The following is a 21568-nucleotide window of genomic DNA, read 5'->3' as shown; positions in this document are numbered from 1 at the left end:
CTGCCCTTGCGGGCCCGCCCTTAACTTCGATCCCAGCGGCGGCGGGCAGCGCGACCGTGCGAAGTTCCGTGGCCCGCCGCCGTCCCAGACCGGCGGCGGGCGCCCCGTGATGCGCCTGCCGCCCCGAATTTCGGAGGCGGGCATGCTCACCGAGATCATGCGGCGCGTGATGTGGCGACGTCGACTACGTGCCGCTCGGGCTTGGCAGGAAGCCGCGCGCCGGCAGGCAGCCGAACACAACGCCGCGGTGCGGCGCATCCTCGGCCAGGCGGAGCGGGCCGCGTGAGCCCGCCGATCATGGCCGCCGGCCCGCGCGCCCTGCCGGCTGACGGCTTCGCCCGGGTGTGGATCGACATCGGGTCCGGGCCTGGATATGTGCGAGAGGTCCGCTGCGACCAGCTCACCCTGGCTGAGATTGATGACGGTCGGAGCAGCGGCGCAATCTACGTCCTTCACCCGGTACGAGGGAGTTCCGGTGGATGCCCTAGCGCCGACTGTGTTCGTTGACCCGCTGGAAGTCCCGGTCCCCGGCGGCAGCTTGCCGAGCTGATCCCGGCCGACGCGTGGAACCGGCGGGAGGGCCGGCCGGGTCTCGCGTGGGCTCAGGCGTTCGCTTCCGCGGTGGGACGGTCCGGCAGGAGCAGCAGGATCGAGGCCAGCAGCATCGCGGCGAGGGCGACCACGTTGCCGATCCGGTCGGCGACCGGGAAGACGTCCAGGTGGAGGACGTGCCAGACGAAATGCTCGGCGGTGAAGACCGTCCACGCGCCGCCGGTCACCCGCAGGGCGGTCGGCGTCGGGTGGCGCAGCGCCCAGACGCTCAGCACCAGCAGGGCCAGGAACAGGCCGCCGACGTCCCGGGTCAGGTGCTCGTTGTACGGGCCGAGCGCCGACACCCAGTGCCGTCCGGGAAGGGGGAAATCGGCGTAGAAGGACAGCGGGAAGGCCGCCGCCCAGACGCCGAGGACCGCCGCGGTGACGGCCAGCGCGGCCACGGTCAGGCGCTTGGTGGAGATCGGGATGCTCATGCGATAGGGACGATCAACCTCGGCGGTACGTGACATCCCGAGCCGGTGTTACCGACCGTGAAACGACCGGTAACCAGACGCGACATCGACGAGAAGTGCGATTTACGCTGGTCAGATGATCGAGGACCGGCGTACGACCCGGCGTGGCGACCTGCCGCCGGCCGGGGCACGCCGGTCGCGGGACTCGGCCGGGGCCGTGCTGCGTGCCGTTCTCGACCACGGGCCGATCGCCCGCAGTTCGGTGGCCCGGGTGACCCGGCTGTCGGCGGCGTCGGTGACCGGGGTGGTCGGGTCACTGCTGGAGCGCGGCCTGGTGCGGGAGGCGCCGGAGGCGGCCGGCAAGCCGGGGATCGGGCGGCCGCACGTGCCGCTGGACCTGCCGGCCGACGGCCCGGCGGTGATCGGGGTGCACATAGCGGTTCCCCGGATCACGGTGTCCCTGCTGGATCTGCGGGGCCGGATCATCACGCAGGTGCGGGAGCCGCACGGGCGGACCGATCCGGCGAGCGTGGTCACGGCGGTCGCGGCGCGGATCGCGGCGATCCGGCGCACGCACGGGGCGCGGCGACGGATCCTGGGGCTGGGGGTGGCGACCGGCGGCTGGGTGGACTCCCCGCACGGCACGATCGTCGAGCATCCGGCACTGGGCTGGCGGGACGTGCCGATCGCGGCGGCGCTGGCCGAGGCGACCGGGCTGCCGGTCCGGGCCGACAACAACTCGCGGGCCCTGCTCCGCGGTGAGCTGCTGTTCGGCGAGGTGGCCGGGCGCGCCCGGGAGAGCGCCGTGCACCTGTTCGTCGGCAATGTGGTGGACGTGGCGTTCGCCACCGGTGGGGACGTCCATCAGGGACCGCGGTCGGCGTCGGGGGCGGTCGCGCACCTGCCGGTCGAGGGCTGCCGGGAGGCGTGCGCGTGCGGGCGGGTCGGCTGCCTCCAGGCGGCGGTGTCGGAGCGGGTGCTGGTCCGGCGGGCGATGGCGGCCGGGCTGATCGACCGGCCGGAGATCGCGGCCCTGGTGGCGGCGGCCGAGGGCGGCAGTGCCGGGGCCGTGGCGCTGTTGCGGGAGCGGGCGCGGCTGGTGGGCCGGGCGGCGGCGCTGCTGCTGGACCTGTTCGATCCGGAGGTGCTGGTGGTCGCCGAGGCGGGTGTGAACCAGCTGCCGGATTCTCTCGCCACGGTGCGGGCCGAGATCGCGGCGTGGTCGTCGGCGGGCGCCGAGGTGGAGCGGGTGGTGCACCCGTCGAGTTTCCCGGGCACGGTGCTGGCGGTGGCCGGCGGGGCGGTCGCTCTCGATCAGATCTACGCGTCTCCGCTGGAGTTCCAGGTTCGCCTGCACGCATCCTGACCTGCATCGACTTATTTCACCTCGGCGCATTATTGCCTTCTAATCCTAGCTGTATAGTATGAATTCAGCCCCGGTGGTGAGCCACCGGGAGGGGCCACCGCCCGTCTCGATTCCGGTTGGGAGTCCGCCCGTGACCGTCACCGTTTCCCGCCCGACCCCGTCGACACCCGTCGACGCCGCTCTGTTCCGTCAGGTCTTCCGCCGCCACGCCGCCGGGGTGGCCGTGGTCACCGCCGACGCGGGCCGCGGCGCCGCCGGTGTCACCGTCACGTCACTCGCGTCACTGTCGGCCGAGCCGCCGCTGCTGTCGTTCGGCATCCTGGCGACCGCCTCGGCCTGGCCGCATCTGCGCGACGCCGGAACCGCCGTCGTGCACCTGCTGGGCGCCGGGCACACCGAACTGGCCCGCACCTTCGCGACCAGCGGCATCGACCGGTTCGGCGCGCCGACGCGCTGGCGCCGGCTGCCGACCGGCGAGCCGGTCCTGGAGGGCGCCGCGGCCTGGCTGCGGGTCGCCGTCGAACACCGGCATCCGGCCGGCGGCGCACACCTGGTCATCGCCCGGGTGGAGGAGGTCGGGCTCGCCGATCACAGCGCCCCGCTGCTCTACCACGACGGCGACTTCCACACCCTCTGACATCCCCCGAAGAGAAGGAAAAAACATGATCAAAATCCCTCGGGGTACGGTCGGAGCCGCGCTGGCCGCCGTGCTCGTCCTCGCCGCCGGCTGTGCGGAGGAGCGGGCCGTCACGAAACTCGAACTGACGGCCGCGCTGCCGGACCGGGTCCCCAGCGGAACGGTGCTGCGCCTCGGCGACCCGCAGTATCAGGCGGTCATCCAGGCGTCCGGTCTGGACAAGGAACTGAGCGACGCCGGAGTGACCGTCGAGTGGGCCAACATCAGCGGCGGCCCGCAGAGCATCCAGGCGTTCCGGGCCGACAAGCTGGACTGCAGCGCGGTCGCCGACATCCCGTCGCTGTTCGCCGCATGGACCGGCACCGCCACGAAGATCGTCTTCCAGGCGGTGACCCTCGACCCGCTGGAGCACCCGATCTACAAACTGGGTGTCGCGCCGGGAGTCAGCGTGACGTCCCTGGCCGACCTGCGGGGCAAGAAGATCGCCTACAGCGCCGGGCAGGCACAGGGCGCGCTGGTGCTGCGGGTGCTCCAGAAGGCCGGTCTGTCCCAGTCCGACGTGCAACTGGTCGAGCTGACCAGCAACGGCGACTCCTACGTGACGGCGCTGGGCAGCAAGGCCGTCGACGTGGCACCGATCGGCGCGCAGAACATCAAGCTGTACGAGGCGAAGTACCCCGGCTCCAGCTCGATCTTCACCGGCATCCGGGACGACGCGTCCACCGTGTACTGCCTGACCTCGGCGGTCGAGGACGCGGAGAAGGCCGCCGCACTCAAGGTCTACGTGGCCGTACGCACCAAGGCCGTGCTGTGGGCCAACGAGCACCCCGCGGAGTACGCGAAGGCGTACTACCAGGACACCCAGGGCCTGAACGAAGCGGACGCGAAGGCGGTCGTGGAGATCCAGGGCGAGAAGGGCATTCCGGCGAGTTGGGATGCCGCGATCACCCGCCTCCAGGAGACCGCCGACCTGCTGGCCGCCGAGCAGAAGCACGACAGGCTCGACGTGACGACGCTCGTCGACCGCCGGTTCGAGCCGGTCCAGGCGGCCGCCGCCGGCGACCGGGTGGTCACGGGGGACGCGTCATGACCGCCACCCTGCACACGCCGCCCGTCGAGGCGCCCCGGCAGCAGACCGACAAGCGTGTCGTACGCCGTCGTCTCGGCCCCGGCCACCGCATCCGTTTCGCCTTCTGGATCGGGCCGTTCCTGGCCCTCGCCGTCTGGTCCGCCGGATCGGCCTCGGGTGTGATCGCACCGGCGATCCTGTCCGCGCCGTGGGACGTGGTGATCGCCTTCGAGGACCAGTGGGTCAACCACGACCTGCTCGGCAACGTTCTGTCGTCGCTGGAACGCTCGGCGATCGGCCTGTCCCTCGGCGTGGTCACCGGTGCCGTGCTGGCGGTCGTCTCCGGTCTGTCCCGCATCGGCGAGTCGCTGATCGACGGCCCGATCCAGATCAAGCGGTCGGTACCGACGCTCGCGCTGATCCCGCTGTTCATCGCCTGGTTCGGCATCGGCCAGGAGATGAAGATCATCACGATCGCACTGATCAGCATGGTGCCGATCTACATCCACACCCACAACGGGCTGCGCAGCATCGACGGCCGGTACGCCGAACTGGCCGAGACGATCGGCATCAACCGGGGCGAGTTTGTCCGGCACATCGTCCTGCCCGGCGCGCTGCCCGGCTTCCTGCTCGGCATGCGCTTCGCGGTCACGTCGTCGCTGCTCGGCCTGGTCGTCGTCGAGCAGTACAACGCGGTCTCCGGCATCGGCCACATGATCACCCTCGCCGAGCAGTACGGCCAGACCGACGTGATCGTGGTCGGCCTCGTCATCTACGGCGTCTTCGGCTACTGCGCCGACAGCGCCGTCCGTCTCACCGCGAGGAGGGTGCTGGCATGGCGACAGACGCTCGAGGGCTGACCACCGAACCGGCGGTCCGGGTCCGCAACCTGCACCGCAGCTTCACCTCCGACGGCGGTGTCCTCAACGGACTGGACCTGGACATCGCACCGGGCGAGTTCGTGGCCCTGATCGGGCGATCCGGTACCGGCAAGAGCACACTGCTGCGGGCGCTGGCCGGGCTGGACCGGGACGTCGCCGGGTACGGGCAGATCGACGTACCGGACGCGGTGTCGGTGGTCTTCCAGGACTCCCGCCTGCTGCCGTGGAAACGGATCCTGGACAACGTCGTCTTCGGCCTGCGGGGCGCGGACGCCGGAGAGCGTGGCCGTCAGGCGCTGGCCGAGGTGGGTCTGGCCGGGCGGGAGCGCGCGTGGCCGTACCAACTGTCCGGGGGTGAGCAACAGCGCGCCGCCCTGGCGCGCTCGCTGGTCCGCGAACCGCAACTGCTGCTCGCCGACGAACCGTTCGGTGCACTGGACGCTCTCACCCGCATCCGCATGCATGTCCTGCTGCGCAAGCTGTGCGAGGCGCATCGGCCGGCGGTGCTGCTGGTTACCCACGACGTCGACGAGGCCATCGTGCTCGCCGACCGGGTGATCCTGCTCGATGCCGGGGTGGTCGACACCGACGTCCGGGTGGAGCTGGAGAACCGGTCCCGTTCCGACGCCGGTTTCGCCGCGCTGCGCAGCCTGTTGCTCGACCGGTTGGGAGTCGCCGCCGATGCCTGAGAAGAGGAAACTGCACCTCAACGCGTTCCTGATGAGCGTCGGGCATCACGAGGCGTCGTGGCGGCTGCCGGAGAGCGACCCCTACGCCGGCTGGAGCGTCAAGCACTACCAGGAACTGGCCCGGATCGCCGAGCGCGGCCGGCTGGACTCGCTGTTCCTGGCCGACAGCCCGGTCCAGCAGGGTGATCCCGGCCGCCGCCCGACCGGCAAGCTGGAGCCGACCGTCCTGCTGACCGCGCTGGCCGGGGTCACGTCCCGGATCGGGCTGATCGCCACCGCGTCGACGTCGTACAACGAGCCGTACAACCTGGCCCGCCGCTTCTCGTCGCTCGACCACATCTCGGACGGCCGCGCCGGATGGAACATCGTCACCACCGCCGGCGCCGACGCGGCCCGCAACTTCGGCCTCGACGACGTGCCACTGCACCGGGAGCGGTACGAGCGGGCCGACGAGTTCCTCGAGGTGGCCACGAAACTGTGGGACAGCTGGGCCGACGACGCGGTCCTCGCCGACAAGGACGCGGGCGTGCACGCCGACGCGGCGAAGGTGCGGGCGATCAACCACCGGGGCCGGTACTTCCGGGTGGACGGGCCGCTCAACGTGCCCCGATCGCCGCAGGGCTGGCCACTGCTGGTGCAGGCCGGGTCGTCGGAGGACGGCCGGGACTTCGCCGCGAAGTGGGCCGAGGCCGTCTTCACCGCCCAGCAGACCCTCGCCGAGGGCCGGGCGTTCTACCGCGACCTCAAGCAGCGGGCGGCCGCGCTGGGCCGCGACCCGGACGGCGTGAAGATCCTGCCCGGGATCGTGCCGGTGATCGGCGACACCGCGGCCGAGGCCCGGGAGCTGGACGCCGAGCTGGAACGGCTGATCAGCCCCGAGTACGCCCGGGCGCAGCTCGCCGAGCGCTTCCACCTGACGCCCGCGGACCTGCCGCTGGACGAGCCGCTGCCGGACAACCTGCCGACCGAGGACCAGATCGAGGGCGCGAAGAGCCGCTTCACCCTGATCGTCGACCTGGCCCGGCGGGAGAATCTGACGGTCCGCCAGCTGATCGGCCGGCTCGGCGGCGGCCGGGGGCACCGCACCTTCGCCGGTACGCCGTCGCAGGTCGCCGACACGATCGAGGAGTGGTTCGACTCCGGGGCCGCCGACGGCTTCAACATCATGCCGGCGGTGCTGCCGTCCGGTCTGGTCGCCTTCGTGGACAAGGTGGTGCCGATCCTGCAGGAACGGGGCCGGTTCCGCACCGAGTACGAGGGCGCCACCCTCCGCGAGCACTACGGGCTCCCCCGCCCGGCCGCCACCTCCTTCGCCTACCACCCGGAGCTGATCACCCAGTGAGCCGCCAGCTGCACTTCAACCTGTTCCTGCACGACACCGGGCACCACGAGGCGTCCTGGCGGCTGCCGGAGTCCGACCCGCACGCCAACCTGTCGCTCGCCGCCCACCAGCACCTGACCCGGGTCGCCGAGGACGCCCGGTTCGACTCGGTGTTCCTCGCCGACAGCCCGGTGCTGTGGAGCGACCCCGGCCGCCGCCCGGCCGGCAAGCTGGAGCCGACGCTGCTGCTGGCCTCCCTGGCCGCGACGACCACCCGGATCGGGCTGATCGCGACCGCGTCCACCTCGTACAACGAGCCGTTCAATCTGGCCCGCCGGTTCGCCTCGCTGGACCACCTGTCCGGCGGCCGGGCCGGCTGGAACATCGTCACCACCGCCGGTGAGGCGGCCGCCCGCAACTTCGGCCTTGACGAGCAGCCGCAGCACCGGACGCGATACGAGCGGGCCGACGAGTTCCTGGAGGTCTCCACGAAACTGTGGGACAGCTGGGCCGACGACGCGATCGTCGCCGACAAGGGGGCCGGGGTGCACGCCGTCAAGGACCGGGTCCGCGCGATCGGCCACCGCGGGAAGTTCTTCCAGGTCGAGGGGCCGCTCAACGTGCCCCGCCCACCGCAGGGACATCCGCTGCTGGTGCAGGCCGGGTCGTCGGAGAACGGCAGGGAGTTCGCCGCCAAGTGGGCCGAGGCGATCTTCGTGGCGCAGCCGACGCTGGCGGAGAGCCAGGCCTTCTACGCCGACCTGAAACGCCGTGCCGTGGCGGCCGGGCGCAACCCCGACCACGTCGTCGTCCTGCCCGGCATCGTCCCGGTCATCGGCGACACCCCGGCCCAGGCCCGGGAGCTGGAGGCCGAACTGGAACGCCTGATCGCGCCGGAGTTCGCGGTCGCCACCCTGGCCACCGTCCTCGGGGTGGACCCGGCTCGGCTGAAGCTGGACGAACCGCTGCCGGCCGACCTGCCGACCGAGGACGAGATCGAGGGCCACAAGAGCCGCCGCACCCTGATCGTCGACTGGGGCCGCCGGGAGAACCTGACGGTCCGCCAGCTCATCGGCAAGCTCGGCGGGGGACGCGGGCACCGGACCTTCACCGGTACGCCCGTGCAGGTCGCCGACACGATCCAGCACTACTTCGAGAACGGCGCCGCCGACGGCTTCAACATCATGCCCGCCGTGCTGCCGTCCGGGATCGAGGCGTTCGCGAGCCGGGTCGTGCCGATCCTCCAGGAGCGCGGACTGTTCCGCACCGAATACACCGGTACCACCCTGCGTGAGCACTACGGACTTCCGCGCCCCGCGAACTCTCTGGAGCTGATCTCCCGATGACCATCCCCCTGCGCCCGTTCGGCCGTACCGGTGTCAAGGTCAGCGCCCTCGCGCTGGGCACCATGATGTTCGGCGAGCGCGGCAACCCCGACCACGACGACAGCATCCGGATCATCCACCGGGCCCTGGACGCCGGGATCAACCTGGTCGACACCGCCGACGTCTACAGCCAGGGCGAATCCGAGACGATCGTCGGCAAGGCGCTGCTCGGCCGGCGCGACGACGTCTTCCTGGCCACCAAGTTCCACGGGCAGATCGGCACGGACCCGAACCACTTCGGCAACTCGCGCCGCTGGATCATCCGCGCGGTGGAGGACAGCCTGCGCCGGTTGCAGACCGACCACATCGACCTCTATCAGGTGCACCGGCCGGAGGAGGACACCGACTTCGACGACACCCTCGGCGCGCTGTCCGATCTCGTTCATCAAGGCAAGATCCGCTACATCGGTACGTCCACGTTCGAGCCGTCGGCGATTGTCGAGGGCCAGTGGATCGCCGCACGCCGGGGCCGCGAGCGGGTGGTCTCCGAACAGCCGCCGTATTCGATCCTGGCCCGTGGCGTCGAGCGCGAGGTCCTGCCGATCGCCCAGAAGTACGGCCTCGCCGTCATCCCGTGGAGCCCGCTCGCCGGCGGGTGGCTGACCGGGAGGTTCCGGGCCGGCGGCGCCCAGCCGACGACCAGCCGCGGAGGACGGCAACCGGGCCGGTTCGAGATCGACGCCCCGGAGAACGCGGCCAAACTCGCCGCCGTCGAGGCCCTCGCCGTACTGGCCGGGCAGTCCGGGCTGTCGCTGATCCATCTGGCGCTCGGGTTCGTCCTGGAGCACCCGGCGGTCACCGCGCCGATCATCGGGCCGCGCACGTTCGAGCAGCTGGAACAGCAGCTCGGTGCCGCACGGGCACCACTGGGCCGGGACGTCCTCGACGAGATCGACAAGATCGTGCCGCCGGGCGTCACACTGTCCGCCCGTGATCAGGGCTACCAGCCGCCGGCCGTCACCGACCCGGGCCGGCGGCGGCGGAGCGCCTGATGACGCACACCTTCCTCTGGTACCTGCCCAACACCATCGAACCGGGGCACCGCGGCGACGACACCGTGGCCGGATACGGGACCCTCGACCACAGCGTCGACCTGGCCCGGACCGCCGAGCGGCACGGTTGGGAGGGCGCGCTGATCGGCACCGGCTGGGGCCGCCCGGACACGTTCACGGTGGCCACCGCGATCGCCGCCCGCACCAGCACGTTCCGGCCGCTCACGGCGATCCGGCCCGGCTACTGGCAGCCCGCGCACTTCGCCAGTGCGGCGGCGACCCTCGACCACCTCAGCGGCGGGCGGCTGCTCGTCAACATCGTCAGCGGACGGGACGATCTCGCCGCCTACGGCGACGTCGAGGGCGATCAGGCGCAGCGGTACGCCCGGACCCGGGAGTTCATGCTGCTCACCCGGCGGCTGTGGACCGAGGAGAACGTGACGTACGCCGGGGAGCACTTCCAGGTCACCGGATCGACCGTGGTGCCCCGGCCGTACGCCCGGGGTCCCCGCCTGTATTTCGGTGGCGCCTCCGCCGCCGCCGAGAGGGTCGCGGCGACCGAGGCGGACGTGCAGTTGTTCTGGGGTGAACCGCTCGACGGCATCGCCGAACGCGTCGACCGGCTCCGCGGCCTGGCCCGGGACCTGGACCGGGATCTGCCGCCGCTGGAGTTCGGGCTGCGGATCACCACGCTGGTGCGCGACACCACCGAACAGGCGTGGCACGACGCCGAGGCGAAGGTCGCCGAGCTGGCCCGGCGCAACGGCACCGATCTGTTGCGCAGGTCCGCGGTCGGTCAGCAGCGCCTGCTCGACCTGGCCGACCGCGGCGACGTCCTGGACACCTGCCTGTACACGGCGCCGGGTCGCCACGGCGGTGGCGGCGCCGGCACGACGTGGCTGGTGGGATCGGCCGACGACGTCGCGGCGGCCCTGCAACGGTACGCCGACCTGGGCATCAGCCACTTCGTGCTCTCCGATACGCCGTACCTGCGGGAGACCGCCCGGGTGGGTGACGCGCTGATCGGACGGCTGCGCTCCCCCGCCGGTCTCAGCGAATCGGCACCACTCGGCTGAACCCGCGGGACTACCCTGACAACCGCAGACTCACAGCGGAGAGGTCATCCTGATGGGTGGCGGTTCACGGTCCTACCTCATCGCGTCGTTCGCGCTGGTGACCGTACTGGCGGCGCTGTCGGCCGTCACACCGCCGCGCATGCTCACCTTCGGCATGCTGGCACTGGGCCCGGCGCTCGCCGCCGCCTCGGCCAGCCCGGCCGGGGTTCTGGCCCTGGGCGGCTACGCGCTGGTCGCGGCCTTCGCCATCTCGACGCGGCAGGGTCTGTTCGGCACGCTGGACCAGAGCCTGCGGCTGCTCGTGATGGTCGCCATCACGAGCATCAGCTGGGCACTCGCCCGGCACCACCGCAGGCTGCTGGCCGCGTCCGCAGACGCGTCGAGGGAGCGGGAGATGCTCGCCGCGTTCGCTGAACAGTCGTCCGACGCGGTCATCGGCAGCTCCCTCGACGGTGTCATCACGTCCTGGAACGGCGGTGCGGAACGCCTTTACGGCTACTCCGCGGACGAGATCGTCGGCAGCAGCATCAGCCGGATCCTGCCGCCGGAACGCCTCGACGTCCTCGACGAGACACTCACCGGGCTGGCCGCCGGCCGGCGGGTCACCCTCGACGAGGTCCGGCGGATCCGCCGCGACGGCAGCGAGATGCTGGTGTCGGTGGCCGTGTCGCCGATCCGGGACACCACCGGCCGCATCGTCGCCGCCGCGGCCACCGAACGCGACGTCACCGACAAGAAACGGCGGGTCCGCGCCGAACGGATGGAGAGTCTCGGCCAGCTCGCCGGCGGGGTCGCGCACGACTTCAACAACCTGCTGGCCATCATCGTCAACTACGCCGACCTGATGGCCGACGAGGTCACCCCGGCCGGCGCCCGCGATCTGGCCCGCATCCGCGACGCCGCCGACCGGGCCGGCACGCTCACCAGCCAGCTGCTGCTCTTCGCCAAACGGGAGCCGACGCAGGTCGAGACGGTCGACCTGAACACCGTCGTCACCGACGCGCAGGAACTGCTCAGCCGCAGCATCAGCGGCCGGATCCGGCTGGCCTGCCGGCCGCACCCCGGCCCCGTCACGGTACGGGCCAACCGCGGCCGCCTCGACCAGATCCTGATGAACCTCGTCATCAACGCGCGCGACGCGATGCCCGACGGCGGCGATGTGGTGATCGGGACCGGCCGGGTCGGGACGCCGTCCGGCACCTTCGCCGAACTCACCGTCAGTGACACCGGCACCGGCATGTCCGCCGAGGTCCGGGAGCGGCTGTTCGAGCCGTTCTTCACCACGAAACCGGTCGACCAGGGCACCGGCCTGGGGCTGTCGACCGTCTACGGCATCGTGACCGACGCGGGCGGCCACATCAGCGTCGACTCGGCGCCCGGCGCCGGAACCACCTTCGTCATCCTGCTGCCGCTCGTCCCGGCGCTCTCGCCGGTGGGGCTTGGCGAGGGTAGGTCATCATGAACTGGTGCGCCTGATCCTCAACATCCTGTGGTTCGTCTTCGGCAGCGGCTTCGTCCTCGCCATCGGCTACGGCCTGGCCGCCCTCCTCTGCTTCGCCCTGATCGTGACCATCCCGTTCGGTGTCGCGGCGATGCGCCTAGCGGTGTATTCGCTGTGGCCGTTCGGCCGGACCATCGTCGACCGCCGGGACGCCGGTGTCGCCTCCGGCATCGCCAACATCCTGTGGCTGGTGCTGTTCGGCTGGTGGATCGCGCTGGCCCACATCGCCGCCGGTGTCGCCCAGTGCGTCACGATCATCGGCATCCCGTTCGGCATCGCCAACTTCAAACTGGTGCCCGCCGCGCTGTGGCCGCTGGGCCGCGAGGTCGTCGAGGTCGACTGAGCCTCCCGGCGGCGCCGACCCGGGCGCCCGCCGCGGAGCACGGTTATCCTGGACGGGTGATCGAGCGCCCACACCCGACGGTGCGGGGTCGCGGGGGCGTCGCGACGGGCAGATCGAGTGTGCTGCGCGTGTAGGAGCCGGCCGCTCCCGCCCGCCACTCGCCTGCCGACCCGGAAGACGATCCTCGTGCGACCACAACCGCCCCGGCGTACCACCCACACCCACGGCACCCCGGCGGACCTGCTCGTCTACGACCGCTGGGGCCGGTCCGGCCGTCCGGTCGTCCTGCTGCACGGGCTGCGCTACGACCGCACCATGTGGTGGCCGCTGGCCGCCGAACTCGGCGACGACATCACCGCCGTGGCCGTCGACCTGCCGGGTCACGGCCAGTCCGCCCCGCGTGCCCACTGCGGCGTCGACGACCTGGCCGAGGACCTGGCGACGCTCGTGTACGGCCTGGGGCTGCGCCGCGCCCCGATCCTGATCGCGCACGCCGAGTCCGCCCACGTCAGCGAGCGCTTCGCGGCCCGTTACAGCGCTCACCGGGTGGTCACGATCGGCGGGACCGGCCCGGCACGTCTCGACGACGTCCCGGAGCCGTACCGCCAGTTCGCCGTGCCGCAGCGGAGCCCGGACCTGCCGGCCGTCTACCGCGACTGGCTGACCGATGCGCTGCCCCGGTCCACCCACGTGGGCGCCGAGCACTTCCCGCACCTGCGCGACCCGGCCGGTTTCGCCGCGCTCCTGCACAGCCTGCACTGAGAGCGGCGGTCCGTGCGCCGGCCGGCGGGGCCGGTCAGTCGTCGACGCGGAAGCCCAGTTTCAGGAGGACCTGGAAGTGGGCGACCTCGCCGTCGACCACCTGGCCGCGGATCTCCTTGGCCTCGAACCACTCGATGTTGCGGACCGTCTCGGCGGCCTTCTTCACCGCGGTACGGATGGCGTCGTCGATGCTCTCCGGGCTGCTGCCGACCACCTCGGTGAGCCGGTACACGTGGTGCGTCACGTCGCTCCCTCACTCTTCTGGTACCTGTCCGGTTCCGACCCTATGCCAGATCGAGGAGGGCCCGCAGGGAGCCGGGCGCTCCGGCGGCGGTGGCCGTCCGCATCAGATCAGGCCGGCCTGGCGGGCGGCGATCACGGCCTCCCGGCGCCGGCCGACACCGTACTTGCGGTAGATCGATCGCATGTGGGCCTTCACCGTGTTGACCGAGATACCGAGGTTCTCGGCGATCTCCGCGGCGGTCAGGACGGTCGGCAGGTACTGGAGCACGTCCCTCTCGCGTTCGCTGAGCGGGCCGGCCGCCGGCGCACCGGAGATCACCGGCAGCTCCCCGGTTATCTCGGCGAGCACACCGCCGCTCCCGGAGGGGCCGTACAGGTCGGTCAGCCACTGCCGCCGTCCGGCCAGAACCAGCACCCGCTGGGCGTCGTAGGTGCGGAACGGCCGCCGGATCCGCTCCGGTTCGGCGATCGCGAGGGCCTGCGCGAGCGCTTCACCGGCGACCGAGCTGCGGCCCCGGGCGTCGGCGGCGAGCGCGGTGAGGATCCAGGCGCCGACCGCGGCGACCCGGTCGGGCCCGTCCCGGATCCGGCGCAGCAGGACGTCGGCGACGGCCGGGTTGCCGCTGGCCTGATGGGCCCGGGCCAGGCAGAGTTGCTCGGCGGGCAGCAGACCGGCCCGGCCCCGGTACCGGGCCAGGACGACCCCGGGGTCGCCGAGCAGCAGCCGGACGTCCGCGTCGGCCAGGGCGAGCAGCCGGCTCAGCAGCGGCGCGGCCACCGGCGGCCCGGCCTCGGCACCGAGGCGGGACAGCAGGGCGCCGGCCGCCGCCGTCTCGCCGCGGTCGATCAGCAGGCGTACCCGGACCAGTCCGGCCAGGACCGACAGGACCGCCTCCGGTCGTTCCCCCATGGCGTGCAGCGCCGCGCGCAACTGTTCCTCGGCTCCCGCTTCGCGGCCCCGTTCCGACTCGACGAGCGCCCGCGCCAGGTATGCCGGCCCCATCGCCATCCGGTGCTGCGCGTCGAGGCGGCGGGCGACCCGTTCGGCGGCGTCCGCGTGTGCCTCCGACTCGCGCAGCGCGCCCTGGACGAAGGCGAGCTGGGCCAGCAGCCCCCGGGAGTTGATCTCGAAGAGCGGCACGTCGGCGGTCCGGGCGGAGCTGGTCGCGGCCCACAGATACCGGTCGGCGTGGTCGAGCCGGCCGGTCCACAGCAACCCGGCGCCCTTGCAGTTGAGCATCATCGCCCGGTACTGCGCCAGCACCGGGACCTCGTCGAAGGTACGCCCGGAGAGGTCGTGGAGCACCGCGGTGCCGGCCTCGACCACCTGGTACATGTCGCCTCGCCAGCGCACCACGGTGTTGGCCCGCAGCACGGCGATGGCGGCGCCGACCTCGATACCGGCCGGGTTCACGGGGTCGGCCAGCTGCGCCTCCGCGGCGGCGAGGCTGTGGGGCATGGCCGCGTGATCACCGTGGGCGTACAGCAGCAGGGCCCCGCACAGGCCCAGTTCGGCGGACCCGTTCATCCGCTCCGCCGGGATGCGCCGGAGCACCTCGACGAGCTGCGGCCGGTCCGCCGAGGTGAACAGGGGCAGGCCGCGCCGGATCACGTACCGGGCGACCAGGTCCCAGTCGCCGGCCTCCGCGGCATGCGTGATCGCGATGAGGGCGTCGCCGTTCCTCTCGTGCCAGCCGGCCGCGGCGCGGTGCAGCGGGACCGGCTCGCCGGGCCGGCGCCGGGTGAGCCGGCGGCGCAGGGCGGCCCGGAACAGCGGGTGGTAGCGGAACCACGGCCCGTTGCCGCTGCGCTCGACGAACAGGTTGCGGTGAGCGAGGTACTGCAGCGTGTGGTGGCCGTCGCGGTCGCCGGTCAGCGCATCGGCGAGGTGCCCGCAGACCCGGTTCAGGATGCTGGTGCGCAGCAGGAACTCCCGTACCCGGTCGTCGAGGCCGGGCAGCACCTCCCGGATCAGGTACTCCTCGACGATCTCGTCGGCGACGGCCGGATCCGGGGTGTCGAGGATGAGCCGGAGGCCGGCGGGCCAGCCCTCGGTCCGGCGGACCGACTCGGCGAGCGCGAGCGGATCGAGCGAGCGGCCGCGCGCCTGGAGCAGCGAGGTCGCCTCGTCAAGCTGGAACCCGAGGTCGGCGGCGCCGATCTCGGTGAGGTCACCGGTGATCCGCAGCCGGTGCAGCGCGAGATCCGGTTCGCGACGGGTGACCAGGACGAACCGCAGACGCCCGGAGTGGCGCCGCAGCATGCCGGTGAGGGCGCCGAGGACCCGCGGGTCGGTGATCGCCTGAAGATCGTCGAGCACGACGACGACCGGGGCGGCCAGCGCGGGAACAGCCTCGCGGAGGACGTCCTCGGAGAAGCCGGCGGCCGGGTACTCCCGGTCGAACGGGACGGCTCCGGCCGCGCGCAGGGCCTGGACCAGGTCGGACCAGAAGCGGGACGGCTCGTTGTGCTGCGCGTCCAGGGTGAGCCAGGCGACCCCTCGGCTCGTCCCGCCGCCCCCGGCCCCGGCCCGTTCGGCCGCCCACGACGCGGCGAGTGCGGTCTTGCCCCAGCCGGGTCCGGCGCAGATCAGCGTGGCCGCCCGCTGCACGCCGGCGTCCATCGTCGCGATCAGCCGGGAACGCCGGATCATCCCGGCCGGGAGCCGCGGTGGCACCGTGTGTTCCATCGGTCTCGGCGTCTGGACACGCCGGTCCGCCCGTTCTCTCATGTCGCCCCCTAGAGCCCGGCTCTGCGGGCACGCTCGACGGCGCCGCTCGCGTAACGGCGCCCACCTCTTGATCGACGATCTTCACTGCCCCCGGCAAACCGAATCACAGCGCGCACGCGGGGGGCAACCGCCGGTATTCGCACGCATCGTCGAGAAACGGCGTTCCCCCTGCGTGCCGGTGGCGGCCCCGGTGAGCGGTTCATCCGCCCCGGATGAGCGGGCCGCCGGCCACCGTGACGGCGTGCCGTCACGGATCACTCGGCAGGGATGACGCGCACCGGTCACCGCCCGGCGATCCTGGGAGCGCCGTGACCCGTGGACGCCGATGAGGAGGCCCGATGGCCGAGACGACACCACCCCCGACGGCGCCGGCGGATCTCACCGCGAGATACGAGCAGGCGCTGCGTGATGTCAGCCGGCTCCGGCGCGAGCGCAACGCGCTGGCCCGCCGGATCGACGCCGAGGGCACGCTGCGTCCCTGGCAGGTCGAGCTGCTGAAACTGCAACAGCACCTGGAGGCCCAGAACCTCCGCATGATCGTGCTGTTCGAGGGTCGGGACGCGTCCGGCAAGGGCGGCGCGATCCGGCGGGTCGCGCGGTACATGAACGAGCGGCACTGCCGGGTGGTCGCGCTCGGCCGGCCGACCGCCGAGCAGCGGTCCCAGTGGTACTTCCAGCGGTACGTGGCGGAGTTCCCGGCCGGCGGCGAGCTCGTCCTGTTCGACCGGAGCTGGTACAACCGCGCGATGGTGGAGCGGGTGTTCGACTTCTGCACCGCGGCCGAGTACCGCGACTTCCTGCGCGGTGTCACCGGCTTCGAGAAGGACCTGATCCGGCAGGGGACGATCCTGGTCAAGCTCTACTTCAGCGTGACGCGCGAGGAGCAGGCCCGCCGGTTCGAGCGCCGCCGGACCGACCCGCTGCGCCGGTGGAAGCTCAGCGAGATCGATCTCCAGGCCCAGGATCGATGGGACGACTTCACCGGATTCAAATACGAGATGCTCCGGCGTACGGACACCCGCCCCGCCCCCTGGGTGATCATTCGCTCCAACGACAAGCAGCTCGCGCGACTGAACGCGATGAAGGTGATCCTGGGGGCGACGGACTACAAGGACCGCTCGGCCGACCTGGACTTCACCCCGGATCCGCGGATCGTCGTCACCGGCGCCGACGAGGTGGCGCTGATGCGCACCGAACGACGGTGCACGGGCAGGTTCACTGCCTGACCTGCATATACACACAGTTTATACATGGTGTGTATAGTAGCCCGCATGTCAGTCACCTTCGCTCTGCTGGGCCTGTTGGAGAACGGGCCACGCCACGGCTACGACCTCAAGCGCACCTACGACGACACGTTCGGGCGTGACCGGGCGCTGCACTACGGGCAGGTCTACTCGACGATGGCCCGGCTGCTGAAGAACGGCCTGGTCGAGGTCGAGTCGGAGCCGGGTGACGGTCCCGAGCGCAAGCGCTATGCGATCACCCACGCCGGGATCACCGACGTGGCGGAGTGGATCGGCCGGCCGGAGAAGCCGGAGCCCTACCTCCAGAGCACCCTCTACACCAAGGTCGTGCTGGCCCTGATGACCGGCCGCGACGCCGACGAGGTGCTCGACTCCCAGCGCGCCGAGCACCTGCGGATGATGCGGGAGCTGACCCGCCGCAAGACCGACGGCGACCTCGCTGACGAGCTGATCTGCGACCACGCCCTGTTCCACCTCGAGGCCGACCTGCGCTGGCTGGAGCTGACCGCCGCCCGCCTGGACCGCCTGGCCGCCCGAGTCCGCCCGTGAATCCCCAGGGAGACCCCCCGATGACTGAGCAACCGCTGCTGGTCGCCGAAGGCCTGCATCTGCACTTCGGCGAGACCAAGGCGCTCGACGACGCCTCCCTGCACATCTGGCCCGGTGAGGTGGTCGCGCTGATGGGACCGTCCGGGTCCGGCAAGTCGACGCTGCTGCACTGCCTGGCCGGCATCCTCCAGCCCGATTCCGGGCGGGTCGCCTACCACGGCCGCGACCTCACCGCGATGTCCGACAGCGAGCGCAGTGCCCTGCGCCGCGGCGAGTTCGGGTTCGTGTTCCAGTTCGGGCAGCTCGTCCCGGAGCTGACCTGTGTGGAGAATGTGGCGTTGCCCCTGCGGCTGTCCGGCACCGGCCGGCGCGAGGCGCACCGCACCGCCACCGACTGGCTGGAGCGCCTGGAGGTCGGTGACGTCGCCGGCAAACGCCCCGGCCAGGTGTCCGGCGGTCAGGGTCAGCGCGTCGCGGTCGCCCGCGCCCTGGTCAGCAGGCCTCGCGTGGTGTTCGCCGACGAGCCGACCGGCGCGCTCGACTCGCTCAACGGCGAGCTGGTGATGAAACTGTTCATCACCGCGGCCCGCGACACCGGCGCGGCGGTCGTGCTGGTCACCCACGAGGCACGCGTCGCGGCCTACTCCGACCGCGAGGCCGTCGTGCGCGACGGCCGGGTCCGCGAGCAGGAGCATGCCCGATGACCGGCCGTGGCCGTCTCCGCCGGTGGATCTTCGAGCTCGGGCTCGGCGCCCGGATGAGCGTCGCCGGCGGCCGGGCCGGCTGGGCCCGGCTCACGCTGATCGCGGCCGGCACCGGCGTCGGTGTCGCGCTGCTGCTGTGCCTGGCCGCTCTCCCGGCCGCCCTCGAGGCGAGCGGCGATCGGGAGAGTGCCCGCACCGAGGCCGTGGACAGCGAGCGGGAGGTCCCGCGCGGCGACGGCACCATGCTGATCGGTATCGCCACGACCACCTTCCACGACGACGCCATCCACGGCCGGATGCTCCAGCCGGAGGGCTCCCGGCCACCGGTCCCGCCCGGCGTCACCGCGCTGCCGAAACCCGGCGAGATGCTGGTCTCCCCCGCTCTGCGGCGGCTGATCGAGGACAATCCGGTGCTGGGCCGGCGGTGGGAAGCCCGGATCGTCGGGACGATCGGTGACGACGGCCTGACCGGTCCCGCCGATCTCGCCTTCTACCTGGGGACCGACACCCTCACCGAGGACACCGGCCGCCGGATCGAGGCGTTCGGCCACAGCTATACCGAGGAGGGCGTGTCCCCGGTGATGCTGCTGCTCACCGCGGTCGGGATGGTGGTGCTGCTGACCCCGGTCATGGTGTTCATGGCCAGTGCCGTCCGGTTCGGCGGCGAGGCCCGCGACAAGCGGCTCGCCGCGTTGCGCCTGGTCGGTTCCGACGCCGGTATGACCCGGCGGATCGCCGCCGGCGAGACCCTCGCCGGTGCCGTGCTCGGCCTGCTCGTGGGTACGGTTCTGGCCGCCGGTGCGGCGTTGCTGGCCCACCGGTATGCGACCGGGCCGCTCAGTTTCTACCTGTCCGACATGCGCCCGGTCCCGGTCCTGGCCGCGCTCATCGCGCTGGGCGTTCCGGCGGTGGCCGTCCTGGTCACGCTGTCGGCGATGCGCCGGGTCGTGGTGGAGCCGCTCGGCGTGGTGCGGCTCAGCACCACCGTCCGGCGGCGGCTGTGGTGGCGGCTGATCCTGCCGGTGGCCGGCATCGCGCTGCTCTGGCCGTTGACGAACGGGCTCGGCGAGGGGCCGGGGTCCGGAGCCACCGAGTTCCAGGCCGCCGCGGGGGTCGCGCTGCTGCTGATCGGCCTGGCCCTGCTGCTGCCGTGGCTGGTCGACGCGGTTGTGCACCGGCTCGGTGGTGGCGGTGTCGCCTGGGAGCTGGCGGTCCGCCGGCTGCAACTCGACAGCGGCACCGCGGTCCGCGCGGTCTCCGGCATCGCCGTCTCGGTGGCCGGGGTGATCGCGGTCCAGGGGCTGGTGAGCGCCATCGAGACCCAGGTCACCGGCTCCGGGGGCACGCCGGCCGCGGTGGCCCGGCAGCAGGTCCTGCCGCAGACGGATCTCCCGGTCGGTACGTGGACCACCGCCCTGCGGGAGACACCCGGCGTCCAGACCGTCGAGACCGTGCGGATCGCGCGGGCCGGCCGGGACGGGTCCGAGGTCACCGTGCGGATCGGCAGTTGCGCGGCGCTCGAGGGCTATGCGGCGCTGCCCGGTTGCACCGACGGCGACGCCTTCGCCGTCAACGTGGCCACCACCGGGGTCTTCACGGTCGAGGGCGGCGGGCAGTGGACGGCACCGGCGTCGACCCGGGACGTCGTGCCCACCGACAGCCTGCTGGACTACGGGCCTCTGCTGCTGCTCACCCCGGCCGCGGCGGCGGACGCGTTCCCCGCCGGCGAGGCGCGCTACACACTGACGCTCGACGGCCGCACCCCGAACGCGCTGGAGCAGCTGCGCAACACGGCCGCCCGGATGGATCCGCAGGCGCTGGTCTACGGTGCGGGCAACGACGCCGTCGCCAGTGCGCTGCGGACCATCCGGCAGGGCCTGCTGGCGGGCACGATCGCGATGCTCGTGCTGATCGGCGCCAGCATGGTGGTCAACGTGGCCGAGCAGATGCGGGAGCGGCGCCGGGTTCTGGCCGTGCTGGTCGCCTTCGGCACCCGACGGCGCACCATGTCCGGTTCGGTGCTGTTGCAGGCCGCGGTGCCGGTGCTGCTCGGCATGACGCTGGCGATCGGATTCGGCAGCGGCCTGGCGGCGATCCTGATGGCGGCGGTGCAGGCACCGGTCACGGTGGACTGGTTCGGGATCGGCACGACGTCCGGGATGGCCGCGCTGGTCGTTCTCGGGACGACCGCCGCGGCACTGCCGACGCTGCTGCGCCTGACGCGGCCGGGCAACCTGCGCAGCGAGTAGCGGCCCGGGTCTGCCGCACCACACGACGCCGGTGCCGACGTCCGCGATCCGGACGTCGGCACCGGCGATCACGGTGCGATACCGGGGTTCAGGCGAGAGCGGCGGCGGTGGCCGGGGCCGGCCGGTGGGTGGCCAGGTAGCGGGCGTTCCAGCCGATCAGGATCGCGAAGGTGACCACGGTCAGGGCGGTCGAGACACCGACCATCATCTCGATCGGCAGCAGGTAGACCAGCACGACCCGGATCGCGGCCTCGGTCAGCAGGCCACCTCCCCACACCAGGGAGGCCAGACGGTGACCGCGGCGGACGTCGGGGTCGGTGGCGTACGCCTCGGCCAGGTCGCCGGCCTTGCCGGGCTGGAAACTCTGCTGGGCCGCGAGGGTCAGCGGCCGCCCGCCGTGCAGCGCGGTGACCAAGAACGTCAGCCCGATCGCCGCGGCCATCGCGGAGTGCTTGATGATCAGGAAGCGCGGGTCACCGGTCAAGACGGTGAAGAGCAGGCCGACACCGAAGACCGCGGCCATCACCATCGAGAACGGGCTGAGCGTGCGGCTGCGTACCGCCATCCACACCATCCGCAGCGCGGCGCCCGCGGTGCCGGCCAGCAGTGCGGTGGTGTCGGAGGCGCCGGCGGCGTGCAGGCCGTAGTAGGTGACGAGCGGCAGACCCAGGTCCCAGCCGAGTCCGCGCAAGATCCCGGACATCCCGTTGTGCTGCATCGCAGTCCCCCTCGGTGGCGGCCACCGGTTCCGGTGGCGATGCATTCATGCTGCCGCCGGGGGTGCCACCGCCGGGACGACCGAGCCGTGGAGCCCGGGTG

General features: G+C 72.2%; 21 protein-coding genes. 17 read left to right on the top strand and 4 right to left on the bottom strand.

Going from position 1 to position 21568, the window contains the following annotated elements; translation table 11 throughout:
- Positions 1-142 precede the first annotated feature (142 nt).
- Positions 143-286: a hypothetical protein gene (locus tag BC793_RS49645; protein WP_158319296.1), complete on the top strand. Its 144-nt coding sequence runs from the start codon at positions 143-145 to the stop codon at positions 284-286.
- A gap of 316 nt (positions 287-602) precedes the next feature.
- On the opposite strand, the gene BC793_RS18305 is transcribed toward BC793_RS49645, so the two are convergent.
- Positions 603-1028, bottom strand: a complete 426-nt coding sequence (locus tag BC793_RS18305; RefSeq protein ID WP_239170075.1) for a hypothetical protein — start codon at positions 1026-1028, stop codon at positions 603-605.
- Between the two features lie 115 nt (positions 1029-1143).
- Between BC793_RS18305 and BC793_RS18300 the strand changes: the two genes are divergently transcribed.
- The 12 genes from BC793_RS18300 (at position 1144) to BC793_RS18245 (ending at position 13029) form a co-directional block, all read left to right on the top strand.
- Positions 1144-2373: an ROK family protein gene (locus tag BC793_RS18300; RefSeq protein WP_109593755.1), complete on the top strand. Its 1230-nt coding sequence runs from the start codon at positions 1144-1146 to the stop codon at positions 2371-2373.
- A 130-nt stretch (positions 2374-2503) separates the two neighbouring features.
- A complete protein-coding gene (locus tag BC793_RS18295; protein ID WP_203896252.1) occupies positions 2504-3010 on the top strand; it encodes a flavin reductase family protein in 507 nt (168 codons plus the stop codon).
- Between the two features lie 25 nt (positions 3011-3035).
- Positions 3036-4100, top strand: a complete 1065-nt coding sequence (locus tag BC793_RS18290; RefSeq protein ID WP_109593751.1) for an ABC transporter substrate-binding protein — start codon at positions 3036-3038, stop codon at positions 4098-4100.
- Positions 4097-4939: an ABC transporter permease gene (locus BC793_RS18285; protein ID WP_109593749.1), complete on the top strand. Its 843-nt coding sequence runs from the start codon at positions 4097-4099 to the stop codon at positions 4937-4939. The genes BC793_RS18290 and BC793_RS18285 overlap by 4 nt, the downstream gene beginning before the upstream one ends.
- Positions 4915-5649: an ABC transporter ATP-binding protein gene (locus BC793_RS18280; RefSeq protein WP_109593747.1), complete on the top strand. Its 735-nt coding sequence runs from the start codon at positions 4915-4917 to the stop codon at positions 5647-5649. The genes BC793_RS18285 and BC793_RS18280 overlap by 25 nt, the downstream gene beginning before the upstream one ends.
- Entirely contained in the window at positions 5642-6991 is a 1350-nt protein-coding gene (locus BC793_RS18275; protein WP_109593745.1) for an LLM class flavin-dependent oxidoreductase, read from the top strand. The genes BC793_RS18280 and BC793_RS18275 overlap by 8 nt, the downstream gene beginning before the upstream one ends.
- Positions 6988-8316: an LLM class flavin-dependent oxidoreductase gene (locus BC793_RS18270; RefSeq protein ID WP_109593743.1), complete on the top strand. Its 1329-nt coding sequence runs from the start codon at positions 6988-6990 to the stop codon at positions 8314-8316. Before BC793_RS18275 ends, BC793_RS18270 begins: the two co-directional genes overlap by 4 nt.
- A 2-nt stretch (positions 8317-8318) precedes the next feature.
- Positions 8319-9347 (top strand): aldo/keto reductase, encoded by a 1029-nt coding sequence (locus BC793_RS18265; RefSeq protein WP_373871229.1) that lies wholly within the window; start codon positions 8319-8321, stop codon positions 9345-9347.
- Complete coding sequence (locus BC793_RS18260; RefSeq protein ID WP_203896253.1) at positions 9347-10423, top strand: LLM class flavin-dependent oxidoreductase; 1077 nt, start codon at positions 9347-9349, stop codon at positions 10421-10423. The genes BC793_RS18265 and BC793_RS18260 overlap by 1 nt, the downstream gene beginning before the upstream one ends.
- Before the next feature lie 52 nt (positions 10424-10475).
- Positions 10476-11885 carry a two-component system sensor histidine kinase NtrB gene (locus BC793_RS18255; protein WP_109593740.1) on the top strand — a complete coding sequence of 470 codons (1410 nt, stop codon included), beginning with the start codon at positions 10476-10478 and terminating at the stop codon, positions 11883-11885.
- 1 nt (position 11886) lies between these two features.
- Positions 11887-12267 (top strand): YccF domain-containing protein, encoded by a 381-nt coding sequence (locus BC793_RS18250; protein ID WP_203896261.1) that lies wholly within the window; start codon positions 11887-11889, stop codon positions 12265-12267.
- A gap of 186 nt (positions 12268-12453) precedes the next feature.
- Positions 12454-13029: an alpha/beta fold hydrolase gene (locus tag BC793_RS18245; protein ID WP_109593738.1), complete on the top strand. Its 576-nt coding sequence runs from the start codon at positions 12454-12456 to the stop codon at positions 13027-13029.
- 34 nt (positions 13030-13063) lie between these two features.
- On the opposite strand, the gene BC793_RS18240 is transcribed toward BC793_RS18245, so the two are convergent.
- Positions 13064-13273, bottom strand: a complete 210-nt coding sequence (locus BC793_RS18240) for a dodecin (protein WP_109593737.1) — start codon at positions 13271-13273, stop codon at positions 13064-13066.
- 102 nt (positions 13274-13375) lie between these two features.
- Positions 13376-15961, bottom strand: a complete 2586-nt coding sequence (locus BC793_RS18235) for a winged helix-turn-helix domain-containing protein (protein WP_239170076.1) — start codon at positions 15959-15961, stop codon at positions 13376-13378.
- 380 nt (positions 15962-16341) lie between these two features.
- Here BC793_RS18235 and ppk2 point away from each other — a divergent pair, with 380 nt between their 5' ends.
- Genes ppk2 through BC793_RS18215 form a run of 4 tightly spaced genes read left to right on the top strand, consistent with a single transcriptional unit; the run spans position 16342 to position 20749 of the window.
- Positions 16342-17229, top strand: a complete 888-nt coding sequence (gene ppk2, locus BC793_RS18230; RefSeq protein ID WP_109593736.1) for a polyphosphate kinase 2 — start codon at positions 16342-16344, stop codon at positions 17227-17229.
- 45 nt (positions 17230-17274) lie between these two features.
- Entirely contained in the window at positions 17275-17796 is a 522-nt protein-coding gene (locus tag BC793_RS18225; RefSeq protein ID WP_109593735.1) for a PadR family transcriptional regulator, read from the top strand.
- A gap of 20 nt (positions 17797-17816) precedes the next feature.
- On the top strand, positions 17817-18500 hold the full coding sequence (locus BC793_RS18220) for an ABC transporter ATP-binding protein (RefSeq protein WP_109593734.1): 684 nt from the start codon (positions 17817-17819) through the stop codon (positions 18498-18500).
- The gene (locus tag BC793_RS18215) at positions 18497-20749 is read left to right on the top strand and encodes an ABC transporter permease (protein ID WP_109593733.1); all 2253 of its coding nucleotides are present in this window, start codon (positions 18497-18499) and stop codon (positions 20747-20749) included. The genes BC793_RS18220 and BC793_RS18215 overlap by 4 nt, the downstream gene beginning before the upstream one ends.
- A gap of 88 nt (positions 20750-20837) precedes the next feature.
- Here the strand turns inward: BC793_RS18215 and BC793_RS18210 are convergent, their stop codons facing one another.
- Entirely contained in the window at positions 20838-21467 is a 630-nt protein-coding gene (locus BC793_RS18210; protein ID WP_109593732.1) for a VC0807 family protein, read from the bottom strand.
- Positions 21468-21568 lie beyond the last annotated feature (101 nt).

Origin of the sequence: Actinoplanes xinjiangensis, assembly GCF_003148685.1 — a bacterium.
GTDB lineage: Bacteria > Actinomycetota > Actinomycetes > Mycobacteriales > Micromonosporaceae > Actinoplanes > Actinoplanes xinjiangensis.
Note: the sequence above shows the minus strand (reverse complement) of the source record. Positions and strands in the feature narration are given on the sequence as shown.

What these genes read in the sequence shown, in the direction of transcription:
- BC793_RS49645 (WP_158319296.1), top strand. Translation starts at nt 143, where the DNA reads ATGCTCACCGAGATCATGCGGCGCGTGATGTGGCGACGTCGACTACGT.
- BC793_RS18305 (WP_239170075.1), bottom strand. Translation starts at nt 1,028, where the DNA reads ATGAGCATCCCGATCTCCACCAAGCGCCTGACCGTGGCCGCGCTGGCC.
- BC793_RS18300 (WP_109593755.1), top strand. Translation starts at nt 1,144, where the DNA reads ATGATCGAGGACCGGCGTACGACCCGGCGTGGCGACCTGCCGCCGGCC.
- BC793_RS18290 (WP_109593751.1), top strand. Translation starts at nt 3,036, where the DNA reads ATGATCAAAATCCCTCGGGGTACGGTCGGAGCCGCGCTGGCCGCCGTG.
- BC793_RS18285 (WP_109593749.1), top strand. Translation starts at nt 4,097, where the DNA reads ATGACCGCCACCCTGCACACGCCGCCCGTCGAGGCGCCCCGGCAGCAG.
- BC793_RS18280 (WP_109593747.1), top strand. Translation starts at nt 4,915, where the DNA reads ATGGCGACAGACGCTCGAGGGCTGACCACCGAACCGGCGGTCCGGGTC.
- BC793_RS18275 (WP_109593745.1), top strand. Translation starts at nt 5,642, where the DNA reads ATGCCTGAGAAGAGGAAACTGCACCTCAACGCGTTCCTGATGAGCGTC.
- BC793_RS18260 (WP_203896253.1), top strand. Translation starts at nt 9,347, where the DNA reads ATGACGCACACCTTCCTCTGGTACCTGCCCAACACCATCGAACCGGGG.
- BC793_RS18255 (WP_109593740.1), top strand. Translation starts at nt 10,476, where the DNA reads ATGGGTGGCGGTTCACGGTCCTACCTCATCGCGTCGTTCGCGCTGGTG.
- BC793_RS18235 (WP_239170076.1), bottom strand. Translation starts at nt 15,961, where the DNA reads ATGGAACACACGGTGCCACCGCGGCTCCCGGCCGGGATGATCCGGCGT.
- ppk2 (WP_109593736.1), top strand. Translation starts at nt 16,342, where the DNA reads ATGGCCGAGACGACACCACCCCCGACGGCGCCGGCGGATCTCACCGCG.
- BC793_RS18225 (WP_109593735.1), top strand. Translation starts at nt 17,275, where the DNA reads ATGTCAGTCACCTTCGCTCTGCTGGGCCTGTTGGAGAACGGGCCACGC.
- BC793_RS18220 (WP_109593734.1), top strand. Translation starts at nt 17,817, where the DNA reads ATGACTGAGCAACCGCTGCTGGTCGCCGAAGGCCTGCATCTGCACTTC.
- BC793_RS18215 (WP_109593733.1), top strand. Translation starts at nt 18,497, where the DNA reads ATGACCGGCCGTGGCCGTCTCCGCCGGTGGATCTTCGAGCTCGGGCTC.
- BC793_RS18210 (WP_109593732.1), bottom strand. Translation starts at nt 21,467, where the DNA reads ATGCAGCACAACGGGATGTCCGGGATCTTGCGCGGACTCGGCTGGGAC.